11 protein-coding genes are annotated in these 17,044 nt (G+C 70.2%); 6 read left to right on the top strand and 5 right to left on the bottom strand.

The genetic code is table 11. The features are described 5' to 3' along the window. Window positions 1-6: 6 nt before the first annotated feature. On the bottom strand, window positions 7-4,269 hold the full coding sequence (locus FM051_RS14490; protein ID WP_158843424.1) for a GH92 family glycosyl hydrolase: 4,263 nt from the start codon (window positions 4,267-4,269) through the stop codon (window positions 7-9). A 178-nt stretch (window positions 4,270-4,447) separates the two neighbouring features. Between FM051_RS14490 and FM051_RS14485 the strand changes: the two genes are divergently transcribed. Then, the gene (locus FM051_RS14485) at window positions 4,448-5,593 is read left to right on the top strand and encodes an ROK family transcriptional regulator (protein ID WP_158843512.1); all 1,146 of its coding nucleotides are present in this window, start codon (window positions 4,448-4,450) and stop codon (window positions 5,591-5,593) included. A gap of 230 nt (window positions 5,594-5,823) precedes the next feature. Here the strand turns inward: FM051_RS14485 and FM051_RS14480 are convergent, their stop codons facing one another. From FM051_RS14480 to FM051_RS14465, 4 genes are all read right to left on the bottom strand, one after another. Next, window positions 5,824-7,713: an acyl-CoA dehydrogenase family protein gene (locus tag FM051_RS14480; protein ID WP_158843423.1), complete on the bottom strand. Its 1,890-nt coding sequence runs from the start codon at window positions 7,711-7,713 to the stop codon at window positions 5,824-5,826. Between the two features lie 494 nt (window positions 7,714-8,207). Beyond that, window positions 8,208-8,576 carry a hypothetical protein gene (locus tag FM051_RS14475; RefSeq protein ID WP_158843422.1) on the bottom strand — a complete coding sequence of 123 codons (369 nt, stop codon included), beginning with the start codon at window positions 8,574-8,576 and terminating at the stop codon, window positions 8,208-8,210. A 191-nt stretch (window positions 8,577-8,767) separates the two neighbouring features. Next, window positions 8,768-9,478 carry a DUF305 domain-containing protein gene (locus tag FM051_RS14470; protein ID WP_158843421.1) on the bottom strand — a complete coding sequence of 237 codons (711 nt, stop codon included), beginning with the start codon at window positions 9,476-9,478 and terminating at the stop codon, window positions 8,768-8,770. Window positions 9,479-9,480: 2 nt separating this feature from the next. After that, window positions 9,481-10,323: a DUF3105 domain-containing protein gene (locus FM051_RS14465; protein WP_158843511.1), complete on the bottom strand. Its 843-nt coding sequence runs from the start codon at window positions 10,321-10,323 to the stop codon at window positions 9,481-9,483. A 171-nt stretch (window positions 10,324-10,494) separates the two neighbouring features. Between FM051_RS14465 and argS the strand changes: the two genes are divergently transcribed. The 5 genes from argS to thrB are packed head-to-tail and all read left to right on the top strand — an operon-like array spanning window position 10,495 to window position 16,866. Continuing rightward, window positions 10,495-12,138 (top strand): arginine--tRNA ligase, encoded by a 1,644-nt coding sequence (argS, locus tag FM051_RS14460; RefSeq protein WP_158843420.1) that lies wholly within the window; start codon window positions 10,495-10,497, stop codon window positions 12,136-12,138. After that, window positions 12,138-13,562, top strand: coding sequence for a diaminopimelate decarboxylase (lysA, locus tag FM051_RS50105; RefSeq protein WP_162470710.1), 1,425 nt, complete (start codon window positions 12,138-12,140; stop codon window positions 13,560-13,562). Before argS ends, lysA begins: the two co-directional genes overlap by 1 nt. 3 nt (window positions 13,563-13,565) lie before the next feature. Further along, window positions 13,566-14,900 (top strand): homoserine dehydrogenase, encoded by a 1,335-nt coding sequence (locus FM051_RS50100; RefSeq protein WP_162470709.1) that lies wholly within the window; start codon window positions 13,566-13,568, stop codon window positions 14,898-14,900. Further along, on the top strand, window positions 14,897-15,973 hold the full coding sequence (gene thrC, locus FM051_RS14450) for a threonine synthase (protein ID WP_158843419.1): 1,077 nt from the start codon (window positions 14,897-14,899) through the stop codon (window positions 15,971-15,973). Before FM051_RS50100 ends, thrC begins: the two co-directional genes overlap by 4 nt. Next, window positions 15,970-16,866, top strand: a complete 897-nt coding sequence (gene thrB, locus FM051_RS14445) for a homoserine kinase (protein ID WP_158843418.1) — start codon at window positions 15,970-15,972, stop codon at window positions 16,864-16,866. Before thrC ends, thrB begins: the two co-directional genes overlap by 4 nt. Window positions 16,867-17,044 lie beyond the last annotated feature (178 nt).

Raw genomic sequence — 17,044 nt, 5'->3', positions numbered from 1 at the left:
CAGCACTTACAGCGAAGCGCACTGGGCGGACTTGGGGCCGTGCGCCTCGTTCACCCACCCGTTGTTCACCGGAGCCGGGTCACTGCCCGTGCACGACAGCGGCCCGCCGACGGTGTTCCCGGCGATCCGCGTGCCGCCCTTGTTGTCCACCAGGCTCACCGGTCCGCCGACGTTCACCCGCTCCAGTGACACCTCACCAGTCGTCCCGGTGATGTTCACCGGCCCGGCGACCGACGTCTCCACCAGCACGACCGCCGCCGCACCGGCCGCCGACACCGGACCGCGCACCGACCCGCCGAACACGTACAGCGACGCACCCGCCGCCACGGACACCGGACCGGACACCGTCGCACCGTCCACGCACGTCACACCCGACCGCACCTGCAACGGCCCGGCGTGCTCACCGGTGACGGTCGACGTGCACGCCACGAATGGGCGAGCCAGCAGCTCGAACTCGGCCAACGTCGCCTCACCGGGGAATTCCAGCCGGTAGTGCTGGTAGTGACCCGGTCGGGCGATCTTGAACGCCCGCGTCTGCTGCCGCCACGGGAACGCCTCACCGGACCGCTCATCCACGGTGGACCACGTCTTGCCGTCGTACGACCCCTTCAGCACCCACGAAGCCGGATCACCAGACCCGCGACCGGACGTGAGCGTGTAGAACGTCGCGCTCTCCTTCTTGTCCTTCAGGTCGACCTGCAACGACGACAACGCCGCCGACGTCTGCGACGTGTCGTCCACCAAAGCCGCCGGCCCGGTCACCGTCCCCAACGAGGTCACGTCCCGCAACGGCGTCGGAGCCGAAGAACCCGTGGTCAACGACGGCGGCGCGGCGTCCGGACCGGTCGCCCAGCGCGAAGGCGAGGCGCCCATCTCGAAGTCCAGCACGCCACCGGACGCGATCTCCGCGTGCGGCAGGTACGACTTGTCCCACTTCTTCCCGTTGACCTTCAACGACTGCACGTAGATGTTCCGCGCGCTGTTGCCGGGCGCGTTGACCACCAGCGAACGCCCGTTCTCCAGGTGCACCGTCAGCTTCTTGAACAGCGGCGACCCGATCGCGTACGAGTCGTTGCCCATCTGCAGCGGGTAGAACCCCATCGCGCTGAACAGCCACCACGCCGACTGCTCGCCGTTGTCCTCGTCACCGGGGTAGCCCTGCCCGATCTCGCTGCCCAGGTACAGCCGGGACAGGATCTCGCGCACCTTCTCCTGCGTCTTCCACGGCTGACCGGCGTAGTCGTACATGTACGTGATGTGGTGCGACACCTGGTTGGAGTGCCCGAGCTGCCCCATCCGCACGTCACGCGCCTCGGTCATCTCGTGGATGACGCCGCCGTACGAGCCGGGGAACTTCGCCGTCTCCGGGGTGGCGAAGAACTCGTCCAGTTTCGCCCCGAGCCCGTCCCGCCCGCCGTACAGGTTGGCCAGGCCCTGGCCGTCGTGCGGTACCGAGAACGCCATGTTCCAGCCGTCGGTCTCGGTGTAGTCGTGGCCCCACTCGCGCGGGTCGTACTCCTCGGGCGACGCCCGCCACGTGCCGTCCGGGTTGCGGCCCTGGAAGAACCCGGTCGAGGGGTCGAACATGTGCACGTAGTTCTGCGCCCGGTTCGTGAAGTACTCGTACGACGCCTGGTACTGCGCGTCGCCGGTACGCTCGTACAGCTCGCGCGCCATGTTCGCGATGCCGTAGTCGTTGACGTAGCCCTCGATCGCCCACGACATGCCCTCGCCGGTGGCGGTGGACGTGTAGCCGGTGAAGATCGACGTGTCGAGACCCTTGCGGCCGACGCCCGCGTTCGGCGGCGCGACGGTCGCGTTCTTCACCGCCGCGTCGTAGGCGGCCTTGACGTCGGGGAGGTCGGCGCCCTTGACGAACGCGTCCGCGAACGCCACGTCGGAGCTGGTGCCGGTCATCAGGTTCGCGTAACCGGGTGACGACCAGCGCGAGATCCACCCGCCGTCGCGGTACTGCTGCACGAACCCGTCCGCCAGCTCACCGGCCTTCTTGGGCGTCAACAGGCTGTACGCGGGCCACGTGGTCCGGTAGGTGTCCCAGAACCCGTTGTTGACGTAGATCTTGCCGTCCACGACCTTCGCGCCGGTCTGCGTCGGCGTCGACGGCCCGGCGTCCTGCACGGGCGAGGCGTACCGGTACTCGGGCGCGGCGGCGGTGCCGGTGTTCTCGAAACCCGAGTTCGGGTAGAGGTAGAGCCGGTAGAGGTTCGAGTACAGCGTGGTCAGCTGGTCCTCCGAAGCCCCTTCGACCTCGACCATGCCGAGCACGTCGTCCCACGCCCGCTGCGCCCGGTCCCGCACCGAGTCGAACGTGTCCGAAGTGGACACCTCCAGCTCCAGGTTCCGCCGAGCCTGGTCGACGCCCAGCAGCGAGGTGGCGATCTTCATCGTCACGGTCTTGTCACCCGACGTGTCGAACTGGAAGTAGCCCGCCACGTTGTCCCGGCCCACGCCGGTCAGCCGTCCGCTCGACGAAACCGGCTTGTCCACCACGCCGTACACGAACAGCCGGGTCGCGCCGGTCGACAGACCGCTCTTGACGTCGGAGAACCCCGTCACCACACCCGTGGCCGGGTCCAGCGTCAGCCCGCCGCTGTTGTTGACATTGTCGAACACCAGGTTCGACGAGTCGCCCGTGAACGTGAACCGGAACAGCGCGGCGTGGTCGGTCGGCGCGATCTCGGTGCGCATCCCGTTCTCGAACGTCACGCCGTAGTAGTGCGCCCGCGCCGTCTCGTTCTCGTGCCGGAACGGCAGCGCGCGCACCGCGCGGTCGGCCGTCGGCGTGCCCATCGACGGCATCACCTGGAACGTCTGCCGGTCACCCATCCAGGGGCTCGGCTCGTGACTCGCGGTGAACGCCTGCAACGTGGGCAGGTTGTCCCGGTTGTTGGTCTTCGCGTACTCGTACAGCCAGCTGATCGACCCCGCGTTCGTCATGGGCGACCAGAAGTTGAAGCCGTGCGGCACCGCCGTGGCCGGGAAGTTGTTGCCCCGCGAGAACGAGCCGCTGGAGTTCGTGCCGCGCGTCGTCAGCACCCAGTCCGACGGACGCGGCCGTTTCACCACCACGGGCGCGGACTTCACCGCGATGTCGTCGATCCAGCCGTTGAACCCGGCCGGGCCCTTGGGGTTGTCGTAGGCGACCAGGATGCGCTCGATCGTCCTGCCGGCCGCCACCGCGCCGATCACCGACGCGATCCGGTTCCACTGGTTGGTGTACAACGACTTCGCCGCGCCCTGGCCGCGCGGTGACAGCTCGAACCCGTGCTGGTCGCGTGCGCCGAGGTCGCTGAGGTAGGTGCCGTCGGCGAACGCGAGGTCCAGCGACACGAACGTGGCCGGGTAGTTCAGGTCGTCCGTGGTGAACGACGGGAAGATCAGGTACGACAGCTCGGTGGTCGGCGTGACCGGGATGTCGACCTCGAAGACCTTGTTGTACGAGTAACCGCGCTCGGCGGCCACGTGCGTCCCCTGGTAGCGCAACGCCTTCAGGCCGGTGAACCCCGCCCACGCCTTGGCGTTGTACCCGCCGTTGGCGCCCTTGCCCACGGTGGTCCGCATGTTCTCCGCCGGCGGGGTGGTGGAGCCGTCGGAGAACTGCACCTCGGCGAGCTGGACCAGGTTCACGCCGCCCGCGTTCGCGGAGATGTCCAGCTGGTAGAACCGGAACGCCTCGGTGTTCGCGATGTCGTAGACCTTGGTCTCGAACCGCTTGGCGAACGCCTCACCCGACCGGGTGTCGATCGTCGTCCACGCCGTGCCGTCGTCGGAGGCGCGCAGCACCCAGTCCTTCGGGTCGCGCTCGGGCGCGTCGTTGGCCGACGACATCGCGTACCGCTTGACCGCGACCGGTTCGGCGAAGGTGAACCGCGCCCAGCCGGTCGGGGTGAAGGTGAGCCACTTCGACGACACGTTGCCGTCGACCAGGTTCTCCTTGACCTCGCTGGAACCGGTGTTCTCGGCGTTGGCCGCCACGTCGACCACGCGGTCGGTGACGTTGCCGGGGATGCCGGTGGAGTCGGAGCCGTTGACGCCCGAGGTCTTCGGCTTGCCGTCCGGGCCCGTCTCCACCGTGCTCGACCACTTCGGCTGCGGCTGCCCGTCCTCGAACGACGTGGCGAAGAGCGTCTCGCTCACGGTTGGCTCCCCCGGTGCGGCGGTCGCGGAGGACCAGCCTCCCACGCTCGCGAGCACCAGTGCAGTGGTCGTGACGACCACCAGTGATCTCCGAATCCGCATGAGCCCCATTGCGCACGCCTTTCGCCTGTGACCAGCTGATCTTCAGCGAGCAAAGGGCGAATCTGACATCGTTGTCAAGGGTGGTTCACCCACTTGTCCGCAAGCCTGTCCGGCCGCTGCTCCAACCGATCTAGACTCACTCGCTGTGACGGTCCGGAAGTCGCCCCAGGTGGGCACCCCCGCGGGGATGCGCGTGCTCAACCAGCGCGCGGTGCTCGACCGACTGCGTGCGGGTGGTCCGGCGACGAGGCCGCAGATCGCCAAGGACACCGGGTTGTCGAAACCGACGGTGGGCCAGGCGTTGTTGGACCTGGAGCGGCACGGTCTGGTGCGCCCGATCGGCCGCACCACGGCCGGTCCGGGCCGGTCGGCGATGGTCTACGAGCCGAACGCGGCGGCGGGGCACGTGCTGGGCATCGACATCGGCAGGCAGCGGATCCGGGTGGCGGTGGCGGACCTGGCGGGTTCGGTGATCGCGCGGGTGGACGAGCGCAACCGGTGCCGTTCGGCGTCGGCGTTGGTCCGCACGGTGCGGGACCTGGCGGAGCGGACGGTGTCCGACGCCGGCCTGTCGTTGGCGGACCTGGTGGTGAAGGTGGTCGGCACGCCCGGCGTGCCCGATCCGCACGACCGGACGCTGCACCACGCGCCGAACCTGCCCGGCTGGGAACGCCCCGGTCTGCTGGACGACCTGGAGACCGAGCTGGGGCCCGGCCTGGTGGTGGAGAACGACGCGAACCTGGCCGCCGTCGGCGAGCGGGCGTACGGGGTGGCGCGGGACGTGGACGCGTTCGTGTGCGTCATCGTCGGCACCGGGATCGGCATGGGGATCGTGGTGGACGGGCGGTTGTTCCGGGGCGCGCACGGCGCGGCGGGCGAGATCGGCTACCTGCCCTACACCGGTCAGTCCGAAGAGGACGGACGGCAGCGCGGCCAGGTCGAGGCGGCCGCGGCGGCGGAATCCGTGGTGGCACTGGCGAAAGAGCGCGGTCTGGTGGTGCGGACGGCGCGCGAGGTGTTCACGGCGGCGAAGTCCGGTGACGAACGGGCGCTGCTGGCGGTGCGCGACGAGGCGGAGCGGCTGGCGTTCGTGGTGGCGTCGGTGGTGGCGGTGATCGACCCCGAGCTGGTCGTGCTCGGCGGCGGCATCGGCAGCAACACCGACCTGCTCCAGGAGTCGATGGAGGCCGCGCTGCGCCGGATGACGCCGCTCGTGCCGCGGATCGTGGCGGGCGAGCTCGGCGACGGCGCGGTGCTCAGCGGCGCGGTCGCGATCGGGTTGCGGGCGGCGCGCGAGCTGCTGTTCGACCGCCGAGGTGCGGTCACTCTCTGAGAGTAGTCGAGTGCCCCTCACCTGGTGATTCACTCGATTGTCGTACGTCTTAACTGGCCAGTAATAACGTAGCGTGACTGCCACCTCCTCCTGGAGGGTGTGTGTCCTTCCGTTGTTGCTAGGGGAGTTGGAAGGGGAGTACGGGGGACGTGGTCCCCTTCCAACCGACACGGGGCAGGTGCCGCGCCCGCAAACACCTGCCCCGTGTAACTAACCACCGTGTAGCTGGGTTACGGGGTCTTGCGGTGCACGTCCCGCGCCGTGGACGCCCGGTGCGTCGAGTCCGCGATCCACGGTCCCGGGCTGGACGGGTCCAGCACTCCCTCTTCGAGCCAGGTGAACCGCCCGTCCAGGACGTGCCGCGCCAGGGCCAGATCCGAGTCGTCCGAGTTCCGCCACAACCGGTCGAACAACTCCTCCACCCGCACCCGGGCCTGCGCGGAGAACGCGTCCGCCAGCTCCACCGCCCGGTCGCCGTCCGCCGCCGCTTTCACGCACGCCGCGCTGATCGCGAACAGCTCCGCGCCGATGTCCACCACCCGTGCCAGGAACCGCTGCTTGCGCTCCATCCGGCCCTGCCAGCGCGACATCGCGTAGAACGTCTGCCTGGCCAGCTTGCGGCTCGCCCGCTCGACGAACCGCAGGTGCCCGGCCAACGGCCCGAACTCGGCGAACGCGCGCGGCACCTGGCCCTTGCCGACCACGAGCGTCGGCAGCCACTTCGCGTAGAACCCGCCCGCCTTGGCGAACGCCTGGGCCTTGCGCTTGGTGTCCGCCTCCGGGTCGATGATGTCCCCGGCGACGGCCAGGTGCGCGTCCACCGCCTCCCGCGCGATGAGCAGGTGCATGATCTCGGTCGAGCCCTCGAAGATCCGGTTGATCCGCATGTCGCGCAGCATCTGCTCGGCCGGCACGCCGCGCTCGCCGCGCGCGGCCATGGACGCCGCCGTCTCGTAGCCGCGACCGCCGCGCAGCTGGACCAGCTCGTCCGCGACCAGCCAGGCCATCTCGGAGCCGTAGAGCTTCGCCAGGGCCGCCTCGATGCGGATGTCGTGCCCGCCCTTGTCGGCGAGTTCGCTGGACAGGTCGAGCACGGCCTCCAGCGCGTAGGCGGTGGCCGCGATGAACGCGACCTTGCCCGCGATGGCCTCGTGCTTGCCGATCGGCAGACCCCACTGCACCCGTGCCGCGGACCACTCGCGGGCGACCTTCAGGCACCACTTCGCCGCGCCCGCGCACAGGGCGGGCAACGACAGCCGACCGGTGTTGAGGGTGGTGAGCGCGATCTTGAGGCCCATGCCCTCCTTGCCGATCAGGTTCTCCTCGGGCACGTGGACCTGGTGGAACCGGGTGACGCCGTTCTCCAGACCGCGCAGGCCCATGAACTCGTTCCGGTTCTCCACCGTGATGCCGGGCGAGTCGCCCTCGACCACGAACGCGCTGATGCCCTTGCCGGGCACCTGGGCCATCACCACCAGCAGGTCGGCCACCACGCCGTTCGTCGTCCACAGCTTGACGCCGTCGAGCACGTACCCGTCGTCGGTGGGCGTGGCCGTGGTGCCGAGACGGGCCGGGTCGCTGCCCACGTCCGGCTCGGTGAGCAGGAACGCGCTGATCGCGCCGGTCGCGCAGCGGGGCAGGTAGGCGCGCTTCTGCTCGTCCGTGCCGAACAGGGCGAGCGGCTGCGGCACGCCGATGGACTGGTGCGCGGAGAGCATCGCGCCCAGGGCCGGGCTGGCCGACCCGGCCAGCATCAACGCCCGGTTGTAGTAGACCTGGGACAACCCGAGGCCGCCGTACTCGGGTTTGATCTTCATGCCGAACGCGCCGAGCTGCTTGAGGCCGGTCAGCACGTGGTCGGGGATGCGGGCCTCGCGCTCGATGAGGGCGCCGTCCACGGCGTTCTCGCAGAACTCGCGCAGGGCGGTCAGGAACGTCTCGCCGCGTTCCCGGTCCTCGGCCGAGCCGCTGGGGTGCGGGTGGATCAGGTCGAGGCGGAAGTGGCCGAGGAAGAGCTCCCGGCCGAAGCTGGGGTGGCGCCAGCGCGTTTCCCGGGCCTGTTCGGCGACCTTGCGGGCGGTGCGCTCGTCGACGTGCTTGTCGGGATCCACTGCGGTCATCGCTGACCTCCAGGAAGGGGCCTCCCACGTTACTACTGGCGGGTAGCCCCATCCGGGTGACACGAAACCGGCGAACGGGTCGTCCGGCTCATCGCCGGACGCCGTCCCACCCCACCGACCCGTTGCACTCACCAGCGGCGGTCTCAGGACTGCGGATCGGTGCTCCGGACTCCGGTCCAGGGATCACCGGCGTGCTCGGCAGCCGGCGGAGATCCGCTCTCCCCGCCCCAGGCAGCACGCCGTCAAGATCCTTGATCGCCACCCGCAAAGTATTGCGGGCGTGCCATCACCGCTCACCTCAAGGCTCGAACGACGCCGAAGAGAGCGACAAGTGACAGAAAAGGAGAGTTGTCCTCAGATGGTGATGCAGAGCGGAAACGGAGTTGCGCCTGGTCGCCGAGAGCGCCATCTGGCCGTCGAGCACTTCGGAATCGTGGGGATCCGCCTTCTGTGTCCCGCGCGCGGGACACAGAAGGCGGACGGTCAGTTCACCCCTACGCGATCAGCGTGCAGGGAGCGCCCATCAGGTCGAAGTGCGAACCACTGATGTGCTTCCAGCTCTCCGCGCAGATGTAGCCACCGGGCGAGACGGCCCGGCCGCCGTAGTTGACCCGGAAACTGCCCTGGTTCTGCGTCGGACCGGTCACCCCGCCGACCTTGTGGAAACCCCAGTACGTCGCACAGATGTTGCGCGCTTCCGCCCAGTGCAGGTAGCGCGTGTTCCCGCTCGTGGTGTATTCGACGAAGAGGTACGTGCAGCGGTCCGTGCTTCCGTTGCTGGCATTGGCGGCGGGTGCCGCCGCGAACAGCACGCCGGCCACGGCCACGACGGCGAATAACGCCGACACGAGTCGCTTGATCACTGTTTCTCCTCATGGGACAGGAGCCCGCAAGGCCCCCCGGCCTGACTTGGTCAGGAATACGGCAAGTGCCGTACCGATTTCCGACCGTAGCCACAGGAGCCGGGATGGGCACCCGAATTTAAAACTCGGGTTCGGCCGAAGGGTCCCCTCGACCACTGAATGTGGTCGTCCTGAGTCGAGTGTGATAAACCCTAAGCGGGCAGAGGAGCCGCACCGCGTTCGGTGAGGAGTTGCGTCATGTAGACGCTCTCGCTCGTCTGCGACTTCAGCATGTTGTCGGCGAGCGTTCGCACGACCGGCTGCCCGGCGTTCGCGGCGGCGTACTCGGACATCGGGGCGCCGCCCTGGTGGTGCCGCAGCATCAGCTGGAGGAAGTACACGTCGAACTCGACACCGCTCAGCGAGCGCAGCCGGGACAGCTCCTGGGCCGTCGCCATGCCGGGCATCTTCCCGGCCTCGGCGGACGTGCTCGACCCGCCGCCCGAGTCGTGGCCGTGCGTCCCGGAGGAGCCGGTCATCCACCACATGTGCTTGCCGTCGACCGACTGCTCGGGGTAGCCCCAGAGGAACAGCCAGCCCTTCATCCGCCCCACCTGCTCCAGCTGCGTCGACTCGATGTCGAAGGCGAGCTGGCGGATGGCGGGGTCGGCCGTCTTGTCGCGCGCGATGTTGGCCATCTGCACACCCTGCAGGTGGTGCGTCGCCATGTCCTGCGAGAACCCGACGTCGACGGAGTCGCGCGCGGGCGTGGTGCTGTTGTCCGCGCCCGGTAGCTGGATCAGCAGTCCGACGGCGGCACCGAGCAGGAGGACGGCCAGTACCGCGATCGTCACGACGACAGCCCTGGTCGCGGTCACCCCGCGAGTGACGGGGGTGACCTCCTCCGGCTCGGTGCCCGCCACGGTCAGCTGCTCGGCGCGGTGGTGGGGGCCGGCGCGTCGGTGCCGCTCGCGGGCGGCGCGTCGGTGCCCGCGGTGTTGCCGGTCTCGGCGGCGTCCTCGGTGCCACCGTCCATCGGGACGGCGTCCGGACCCGGGGCCTCCGCCACGAACGGCGGCGGGTTGGTCACGTCGAACCCGGTCGAGTCGCACGGGGCGCCGACCTCGGGGTACGTGTTCGGGTTGCGCCGCAGCGACTGGATGAACTGGTCGATGCGCTCGTCGTCGGCGCTCTCCAGCTTCAGCTGGTGGCCCCACGACTGCAGCGAGATCGGCTTGTCCAGGCCGGGGTACGGCGACAGCATCGTGTAGGGCTGGCCGTCGGCGCGCGCCTTCAGCTTGTCGAGCGCCTCACCGCTGATCTGGTCCGGGTTGTACGCGATCCACACGGCGCCGTGCTCCAGCGGGTGGACCATGTTCTCGTTGCGGACCGCGGTCTCGTAGACCGTGCCGGTGCAGTCGGCCCACACGTTGTCGTGCGGACCGCCGAAGGGCGGCGAGTGGTCGTAGGCGACCCGCTGGGTGGCCTGGACGTGCTTGCCAGGCTGGTAGTCGATCTTCACCACGCCCTGGATCTGGTCCGAGGGGTCTTTGTTCTCCTCGGACGGGTTCCACTTGGCGAGTGCGGCTTCCTTGGCGTTCTGGTCCGCGATCTTGCTGTACGCGTAACCGAACACGGTGCCCGCCAGGGCCAGCACGGCAACCACCGCGATGATGGTCCCCCATGGCTTCGGCTTCTTCGCCACCACCGAGGAGCGCGCCGCCGCAACGCTGGAGCGCGCGGCCTTCGTCTTCTTGCCGCTGGTCATGTCCGCCTCAGTCCTCGTCATACGCCCATGCCGCGGGCCAGTGTAGGGACACCGTGTCTGATCACCGTCAACTGCCCGTCACAGCGGGTGGTCGTCAACAGTTGCCGGTCTCACTTCGCGGGACGCGCATCCCAGTCGAGACCAGCGGGAACGCTTCCCTAGACTTGCCGGGTGACTCCCGCTGCGCTCGCTGAACTGGTCCGTGCGACGGCCGTGGACGTGCTGTCCTCCCGCGGCCTCGATCCCACTGCCCTGCCCACAGCGGTCACGATCGAACGTCCCCGCAACCCCGAGCACGGCGACTACGCCACGAACGTCGCCCTCCAGACCGCCAAGAAGGTCGGCGTGACGTCCCGCGACCTGGCCGGATGGCTGGCCGACGCGCTGACCGGCACCGACGCCATCGCCTCGGTCGAGGTCGCGGGCCCCGGCTTCCTGAACCTGCGGCTCGCCGCGGACGCCCAGGGCGAGATCGTGCGCGACGTGCTGAAGGCCGGCGAGGCCTACGGCCGCGGTGACGCGCTCACCGGCACCAGGATCAACCTGGAGTTCGTCTCGGCGAACCCGACCGGCCCCATCCACCTCGGCGGCACCCGCTGGGCCGCGGTCGGCGACGCGCTCGGCCGCATCCTGGAGGCCAACGGCGGCCAGGTGACCCGCGAGTACTACTTCAACGACGCGGGCGCGCAGATCGACCGGTTCGTCCGGTCCCTGATCGCCGCCGCGAAGGGCGAGCCCGCGCCGGAGGACGGCTACGCGGGCGGCTACATCACCGACATCGCCGCCGAGGTCCTGCGCCAGGAGCCGAGCGCGCTGACCGCCGAGGACTCGCACGAGGTGTTCCGCCGGATCGGCGTCGGCCTCATGTTCGAGGAGATCAAGAAGGACCTGCACGACTTCGGCACCGACTTCGACGTCTTCTTCCACGAGGACTCGCTGCACAAGTCCGGCGCGGTCACGAAGGCCGTCGAGCAGCTCAAGGAGTCCGGCGCGCTGTACTTCGACAACGGCGCGTGGTGGCTGCGGACCACCGAATTCGGTGACGACAAGGATCGCGTGGTCATCAAGAGCGACGGTGACCCGGCGTACATCGCCGGTGACATCGCCTACCTGGTGGACAAGCGGTCGCGCGGCTTCGACCTGTGCATCTACATGCTCGGCGCGGACCACCACGGCTACATCGGCCGGCTCAAGGCCGCCGCCTCCGCGCTGGGCGACGACCCCGACTCGGTCGAGGTGCTGATCGGCCAGATGGTGAACCTGGTCAGCGACGGCAAGCCGGTGCGGATGAGCAAGCGCGCGGGCACCGTGATCACCATGCAGGACCTGGTGGAGGCGGTCGGCGTGGACGCCGCCCGGTACGCGATGTCCCGCTCCTCGGCCGACTCGTCCCTGGACCTGGACCTCGACCTGCTGCGCAAGCACAGCAACGACAACCCGGTGTTCTACGTCCAGTACGCGCACTCGCGGCTGGCCTCGCTGCTGCGCAACGCCGCCGACCTGGGCGTCACGCCGGGAGACGCGCTCGACCTGCTCACGCACGAGCGCGAGGGCGACCTGATCCGCACCATCGGCGAGTTCCCGCGCGTCGTCGGCACCGCCGGTGAGCTGCGCGAACCGCACCGGGTCGCGCGGTACCTGGAGGAGCTGGCCGGCACCTACCACCGGTTCTACGAGGCCTGTCGGGTGCTGCCGCGCGGCGACGAGGAGACCACCGAGCTGCACCGCGCCCGGCTCCAGCTGTGCGCGGCGACCCGCCAGGTGTTCGCCAACGGCCTCGCCCTGCTGGGCGTGACCGCGCCGGAGCGGATGTGATGCGCGCGCACCCGGCCGGTCCCCGGCACGCCGATGTCATGGTGCCGTCGAACACGGCGGGCAACCGGCCGTCGTCGGCTCGAGAACTCGACGCGCTGCACCCGCGGGTGTGGCCGCGCAACGCCGAACGCGGCGACGACGGCGCGGTGCGCTTCGCCGGCGTCGACGTGCGGCAGCTCGCCCAGGAGCACGGCACGCCGCTGTTCGTGATGGACGAGGCCGATTTCCGCGCCCGCTGCCAGGAGCACGCCCGCGCGTTCGGCGATCCGACGCGGGTCCACTACGCGTCCAAGGCGTTCCTGTCCGTCGCGGTGGCCCGGTGGGTCGCCGAGGAGGGCCTGAGCATCGACGTGGCCAGCGGCGGCGAGCTGGCCGTGGCGCTGCGCGCGGAGTTCCCGCCGGAGCGGATCGCGTTGCACGGCAACAACAAGTCCGTCGCCGAGCTGACCACCGCGGTCGAGGCCGGTGTCGGCGCGGTCGTGCTGGACTCGTACTACGAGATCGCCCGGCTGGACCAGATCGCACGCGAGCACGGCCGCGTGCAGCCGGTGATGATCCGGGTGACGGTGGGCGTCGAGGCGCACACGCACGAGTTCATCGCCACCGCGCACGAGGACCAGAAGTTCGGCTTCTCGCTGTCCTCCGGTGACGCGGCCGAGGCGGCGCGCCGGGTGCTGAAGTCCGACGGGCTGCGGCTGATCGGCCTGCACAGCCACATCGGCTCGCAGATCTTCGACGCCAGCGGGTTCGAGGTCGCCGCGCGCCGGGTCATCGGCCTGCTCGCGGAACTGCGCGACGAGCACGGCGACGCGATCCTCGACCACGTGTCCACAGTGGACCTGGGCGGCGGCCTCGGCATCGCCTACACCGCGGACGACGACCCGCCGCCGCCCGCCGAACTGGCCCGGCAGCTCAAGAACATCGTGGCCAAGGAGTGCGAGCACGCCGACCTGCCCGCGCCCAAGATCGCGGTCGAGCCCGGCCGGGCCATCGTCGGCCCCGGCACGGTGACGCTGTACGAGGTGGGCACCATCAAGGACGTGCAGCTCGACGCGGGTATGGTCCGCCGGTACGTCAGCGTGGACGGCGGCATGAGCGACAACATCCGCACCGCGCTCTACGACGCGGTGTACGACTGCCGGCTGGTGTCGCGCTCCGCCGCGGAGGACGCGAAGTCCGTGCTGTGCCGGATCGTCGGCAAGCACTGCGAGTCCGGTGACGTGGTCGTGCGCGACTGCTGGCTGCCCGACGACCTCGCGCCCGGCGACCTGATCGCGGTGGCCGCGACCGGCGCGTACTGCTACTCGATGGCCAGCGGCTACAACCGACTTCCCCGGCCCGCGCTCGCCGCGGTCGTGGACGGCGAGGCCCGGTTGCTGCTGCGCCGGGAGACCGAGGAAGACCTGTTCCGCCTGGAGGTATGAGAAGTGTCAAGCCAGAAACCGATCAAGGTCGCGTTGCTTGGCTGCGGCACGGTCGGCACCGAGGTGGTCCGGCTGCTCACCGACCAGGCGGCCGACCTGACCGCGCGGGTGGGCGCACCGGTCGAGATCACCGGTATCGCCGTGCGCAGGCCGCACAAGCACCCGGACGTGCCCGCCGAGCTCCTGACGACGGACGCGGAGGCGCTGGTCGCGTCGGACGTCGACGTCGTCGTGGAGGTCATCGGCGGCATCGAGCCCGCCCGCACGCTGCTGCTCGCCGCGTTGCGCTCGGGCAAGGCCGTGGTGACCGCGAACAAGGCGCTGCTCGCCGAGCACTCGGGTGAGCTGTTCGCCGCCTCCGACTCCTCCGGCGCGGACCTGTACTTCGAGGCGGCGGTGGCGGGCGCGATCCCGTTGCTGCGCCCGTTGCGCGAGTCGCTGGCCGGTGACCGCATCACCCGGGTGATGGGGATCGTCAACGGCACCACGAACTTCATCCTCTCCGGGATGGATTCGACCGGGGCGAGCTACGCGGAGACCCTGGAGGAGGCGACCCGGCTCGGGTACGCCGAGGCGGACCCGACGGCCGACGTGGACGGGTTCGACGCCGCGTCGAAGGCCGCGATCCTGGCGTCACTGGCGTTCCACAGCCGGGTGACGGCCGCCGACGTGCACCGCGAGGGCATCGCGTCGGTCAGTGCCGCCGACATCGCCGCCGCGAAGGCCCTTGGTCGCACGGTGAAGCTGCTCGCGATCTGCGAGCGCGTACCCGTCGGCGGAGCCGACAATCAGACGACTGAGAACGGTGCCGCGATCACCGAAGGAATCTCAGTGCGCGTGCACCCGGCGATGATCCCCAAGGCCCACCCGCTGGCGAGCGTGAGCGGCGCGTTCAACGCGGTGTTCGTGGAGGCCGACGCGGCGGGCGAGATGATGTTCTACGGCCAGGGCGCGGGTGGCGCCCCGACCGCCAGCGCGGTGCTCGGCGACCTCGTCGCGGTGGCCCGCAACCGGGTGCACGACGGGCGCGGCCCGCGTGAGTCGGCGTACGCGGCCCTGCCCATCCGGCCGATGGGTCAGACGCCCACGCGTTATCACATCAGCCTCGACGTCGCCGACCGGGCGGGCGTGTTGTCGCAGGTCGCGGCGGTGTTCGCGGAGCACGACGTGAGCATCGCCGCGGTGCGGCAGGAGGGCCGGGTCGACGACGCCAGCCTGGTGATCGTCACCCACGCCGCGACCGACGCGGCGCTGCGGTCGACCGTCGACAAAATCGGCGGGCTGCCCGTGGTTCGGGAAGTGGTCAGCGTGATGCGGGTGGAAGGCGAAGAACTATGACAGCGCAGACGACTGTGCGGCCGGGGTGGCCGGGCATCATCCACGCCTACGCGGACCGGATCCAACTGCCCGAGGGCGCCAAGGTCGTCACCCTCCACGAAGGCGGCACGCCGCTGGTGGCCGCCGAGCACCTGTCGGAGCTGACCGGCTGCCAGGTCTACATCAAGGTCGAGGGTGCGAACCCGACCGGCTCGTTCAAGGACCGCGGCATGACCGTGGCCATGACGTACGCGCTGGCCAGCGGCATCCGCGCGGTGATCTGCGCGTCGACCGGCAACACGTCGGCGAGCGCGGCGGCGTACGCGGCCAAGGCGGGCCTCGCCGCGGCGGTGCTCGTGCCGCGCGGCAAGATCGCGCTGGGCAAGCTCGCCCAGGCGGTCGCGCACGGCGCGAAGATCCTGCAGATCGACGGCAACTTCGACGACTGCCTGGAGCTGGCCTCCAAGACGTCGATCGAGTACCCGATCACGCTGGTCAACTCGGTCAACCCGGTGCGGCTGATCGGCCAGAAGACCGCCGCGTGGGAGATCTGCGACGTGCTCGGCCGCGCGCCGGACGTCCACTGCCTGCCGGTGGGCAACGCGGGCAACATCACCGCGTACTGGCGCGGTTACTCCGATTACCACAACGACGGCGTGATCCCGTCCACGCCGCGGATGTTCGGCTTCCAGGCGGCCGGCTCCGCGCCGCTGGTGCTGGGCGAGCCGGTGGCGAACCCGGAGACCATCGCGACCGCCATCCGGGTGGGCAGCCCGGCGTCGTGGACCGGCGCGGTGGCGGCCAAGGAGGAGTCCGGCGGCCTGTTCGAGGCCGTGACGGACGAGAAGATCCTGGAGGCCTACCGGCTGCTGGCCGCGACCGAGGGCATCTTCGTCGAGCCCGCGTCCGCGACCAGCGTGGCGGGCCTGCTGGCCACGGTCGCCGACGGTCGGCTGCCCAAGGGCTCCACGGTCGTCTGCACGGTCACCGGCCACGGCCTCAAGGACCCGGACACCGCGCTGCTCGGCATGCCCGAGGTGGAGCCGGTGCCGGTGGACCCGGGTGCCGTCGCCACCGCGCTGGAGCTGGCGTGACGGCTGTCCACGCGTACGCGAGCGGCGTTCACGTCACCGTGCCGGGTTCGACGGCGAACCTCGGCTCGGGCTTCGACGCGCTGGGCATGGCGTTGGGCGTGTACGACGAGCTGGAGTTCGCCGTGACCGACGGCGGCCTGGTGGTGGAGGTCTCCGGTGAGGGCGCCTCGGCCGTGCCGACGGACAAGGGTCACCTGGTCGTGCGGGCGTTCCGGGCGGCGTGCGAACTGGTCGGTGTCGACGTGCCGGGGCTGCGGCTGACGTGCCGCAACACGATTCCGCATTCGCGCGGTCTCGGCTCCTCGGCGGCGGCCGTCGTGGCGGGCGTGGCGGCCGGATTCGCCTTGGCCGGTCGCGAGTTGGACACAAGCGCGTTGCAACTCGCCGCGGAGTTCGAGGGCCACGCCGACAACGCCGCGGCGAGCATGTTCGGCGGCGTGGCGATCGCCTGGACGCAGGGTGACCGCTACCGGGCAGTACGTGTGGAACCGCATCCGGGTGTGACGCCGGTCGTGTTGGTGCCGGCGGTGGAATCTTCCACGAAGACGACCCGCGGTCTGCTGCCGTCGAAGGTGCCGCACGAGGACGCGGCGTTCGCCGCGAGCCGGGCGGCGCTGGCCGTGCACGCGCTCTCGACGGACCCCTCGCTGCTGCCCGCCGCGTTGGACGACCGGCTGCACGAGCCGTACCGGGAACCCGCCTGGCCTGCGACGACGCGCCTGGTGCAGGCGTTGCGGGAGGCCGGGGTGGCGGCCGCCGTGTCCGGTGCGGGACCGACGGTCCTGGCCCTCCCGGTGGACGGTGAGCTGCCGTCCGGGGTGGACCTGACGGGGTTCGACGCGCGCCGGGTGTCGATCGACGCGCTCGGGGTGCGGGTTGCGCCACTCGGCTGAGTGATGCGACGCGCCGTGCCCCGGTTGTTGCACCCGGCGGTACCTGCGTCTACCCTCGGGGCCATCAGTCACCGCGCGCACGGGCGCCGGTGTGGTGCCCGGACGTTCGTTCCGGATCGCATTCCTCCAGTGACTTGGCTCTGTGCCGTATGGACGGGGTCGACGCTGGAAGGCACCC

Source organism: Saccharothrix deserti, from assembly GCF_009769385.1.
GTDB classification, from domain to species: domain Bacteria; phylum Actinomycetota; class Actinomycetes; order Mycobacteriales; family Pseudonocardiaceae; genus Actinosynnema; species Actinosynnema deserti.
This window is presented reverse-complemented; position numbering and strand designations above follow the sequence as displayed.

What these genes read in the sequence shown, in the direction of transcription:
- FM051_RS14480 (WP_158843423.1), bottom strand. Translation starts at nt 7,713, where the DNA reads ATGACCGCAGTGGATCCCGACAAGCACGTCGACGAGCGCACCGCCCGC.
- FM051_RS14485 (WP_158843512.1), top strand. Translation starts at nt 4,448, where the DNA reads ATGCGCGTGCTCAACCAGCGCGCGGTGCTCGACCGACTGCGTGCGGGT.
- thrC (WP_158843419.1), top strand. Translation starts at nt 14,897, where the DNA reads ATGACAGCGCAGACGACTGTGCGGCCGGGGTGGCCGGGCATCATCCAC.
- FM051_RS14490 (WP_158843424.1), bottom strand. Translation starts at nt 4,269, where the DNA reads ATGGGGCTCATGCGGATTCGGAGATCACTGGTGGTCGTCACGACCACT.
- lysA (WP_162470710.1), top strand. Translation starts at nt 12,138, where the DNA reads ATGCGCGCGCACCCGGCCGGTCCCCGGCACGCCGATGTCATGGTGCCG.
- FM051_RS14465 (WP_158843511.1), bottom strand. Translation starts at nt 10,323, where the DNA reads ATGACCAGCGGCAAGAAGACGAAGGCCGCGCGCTCCAGCGTTGCGGCG.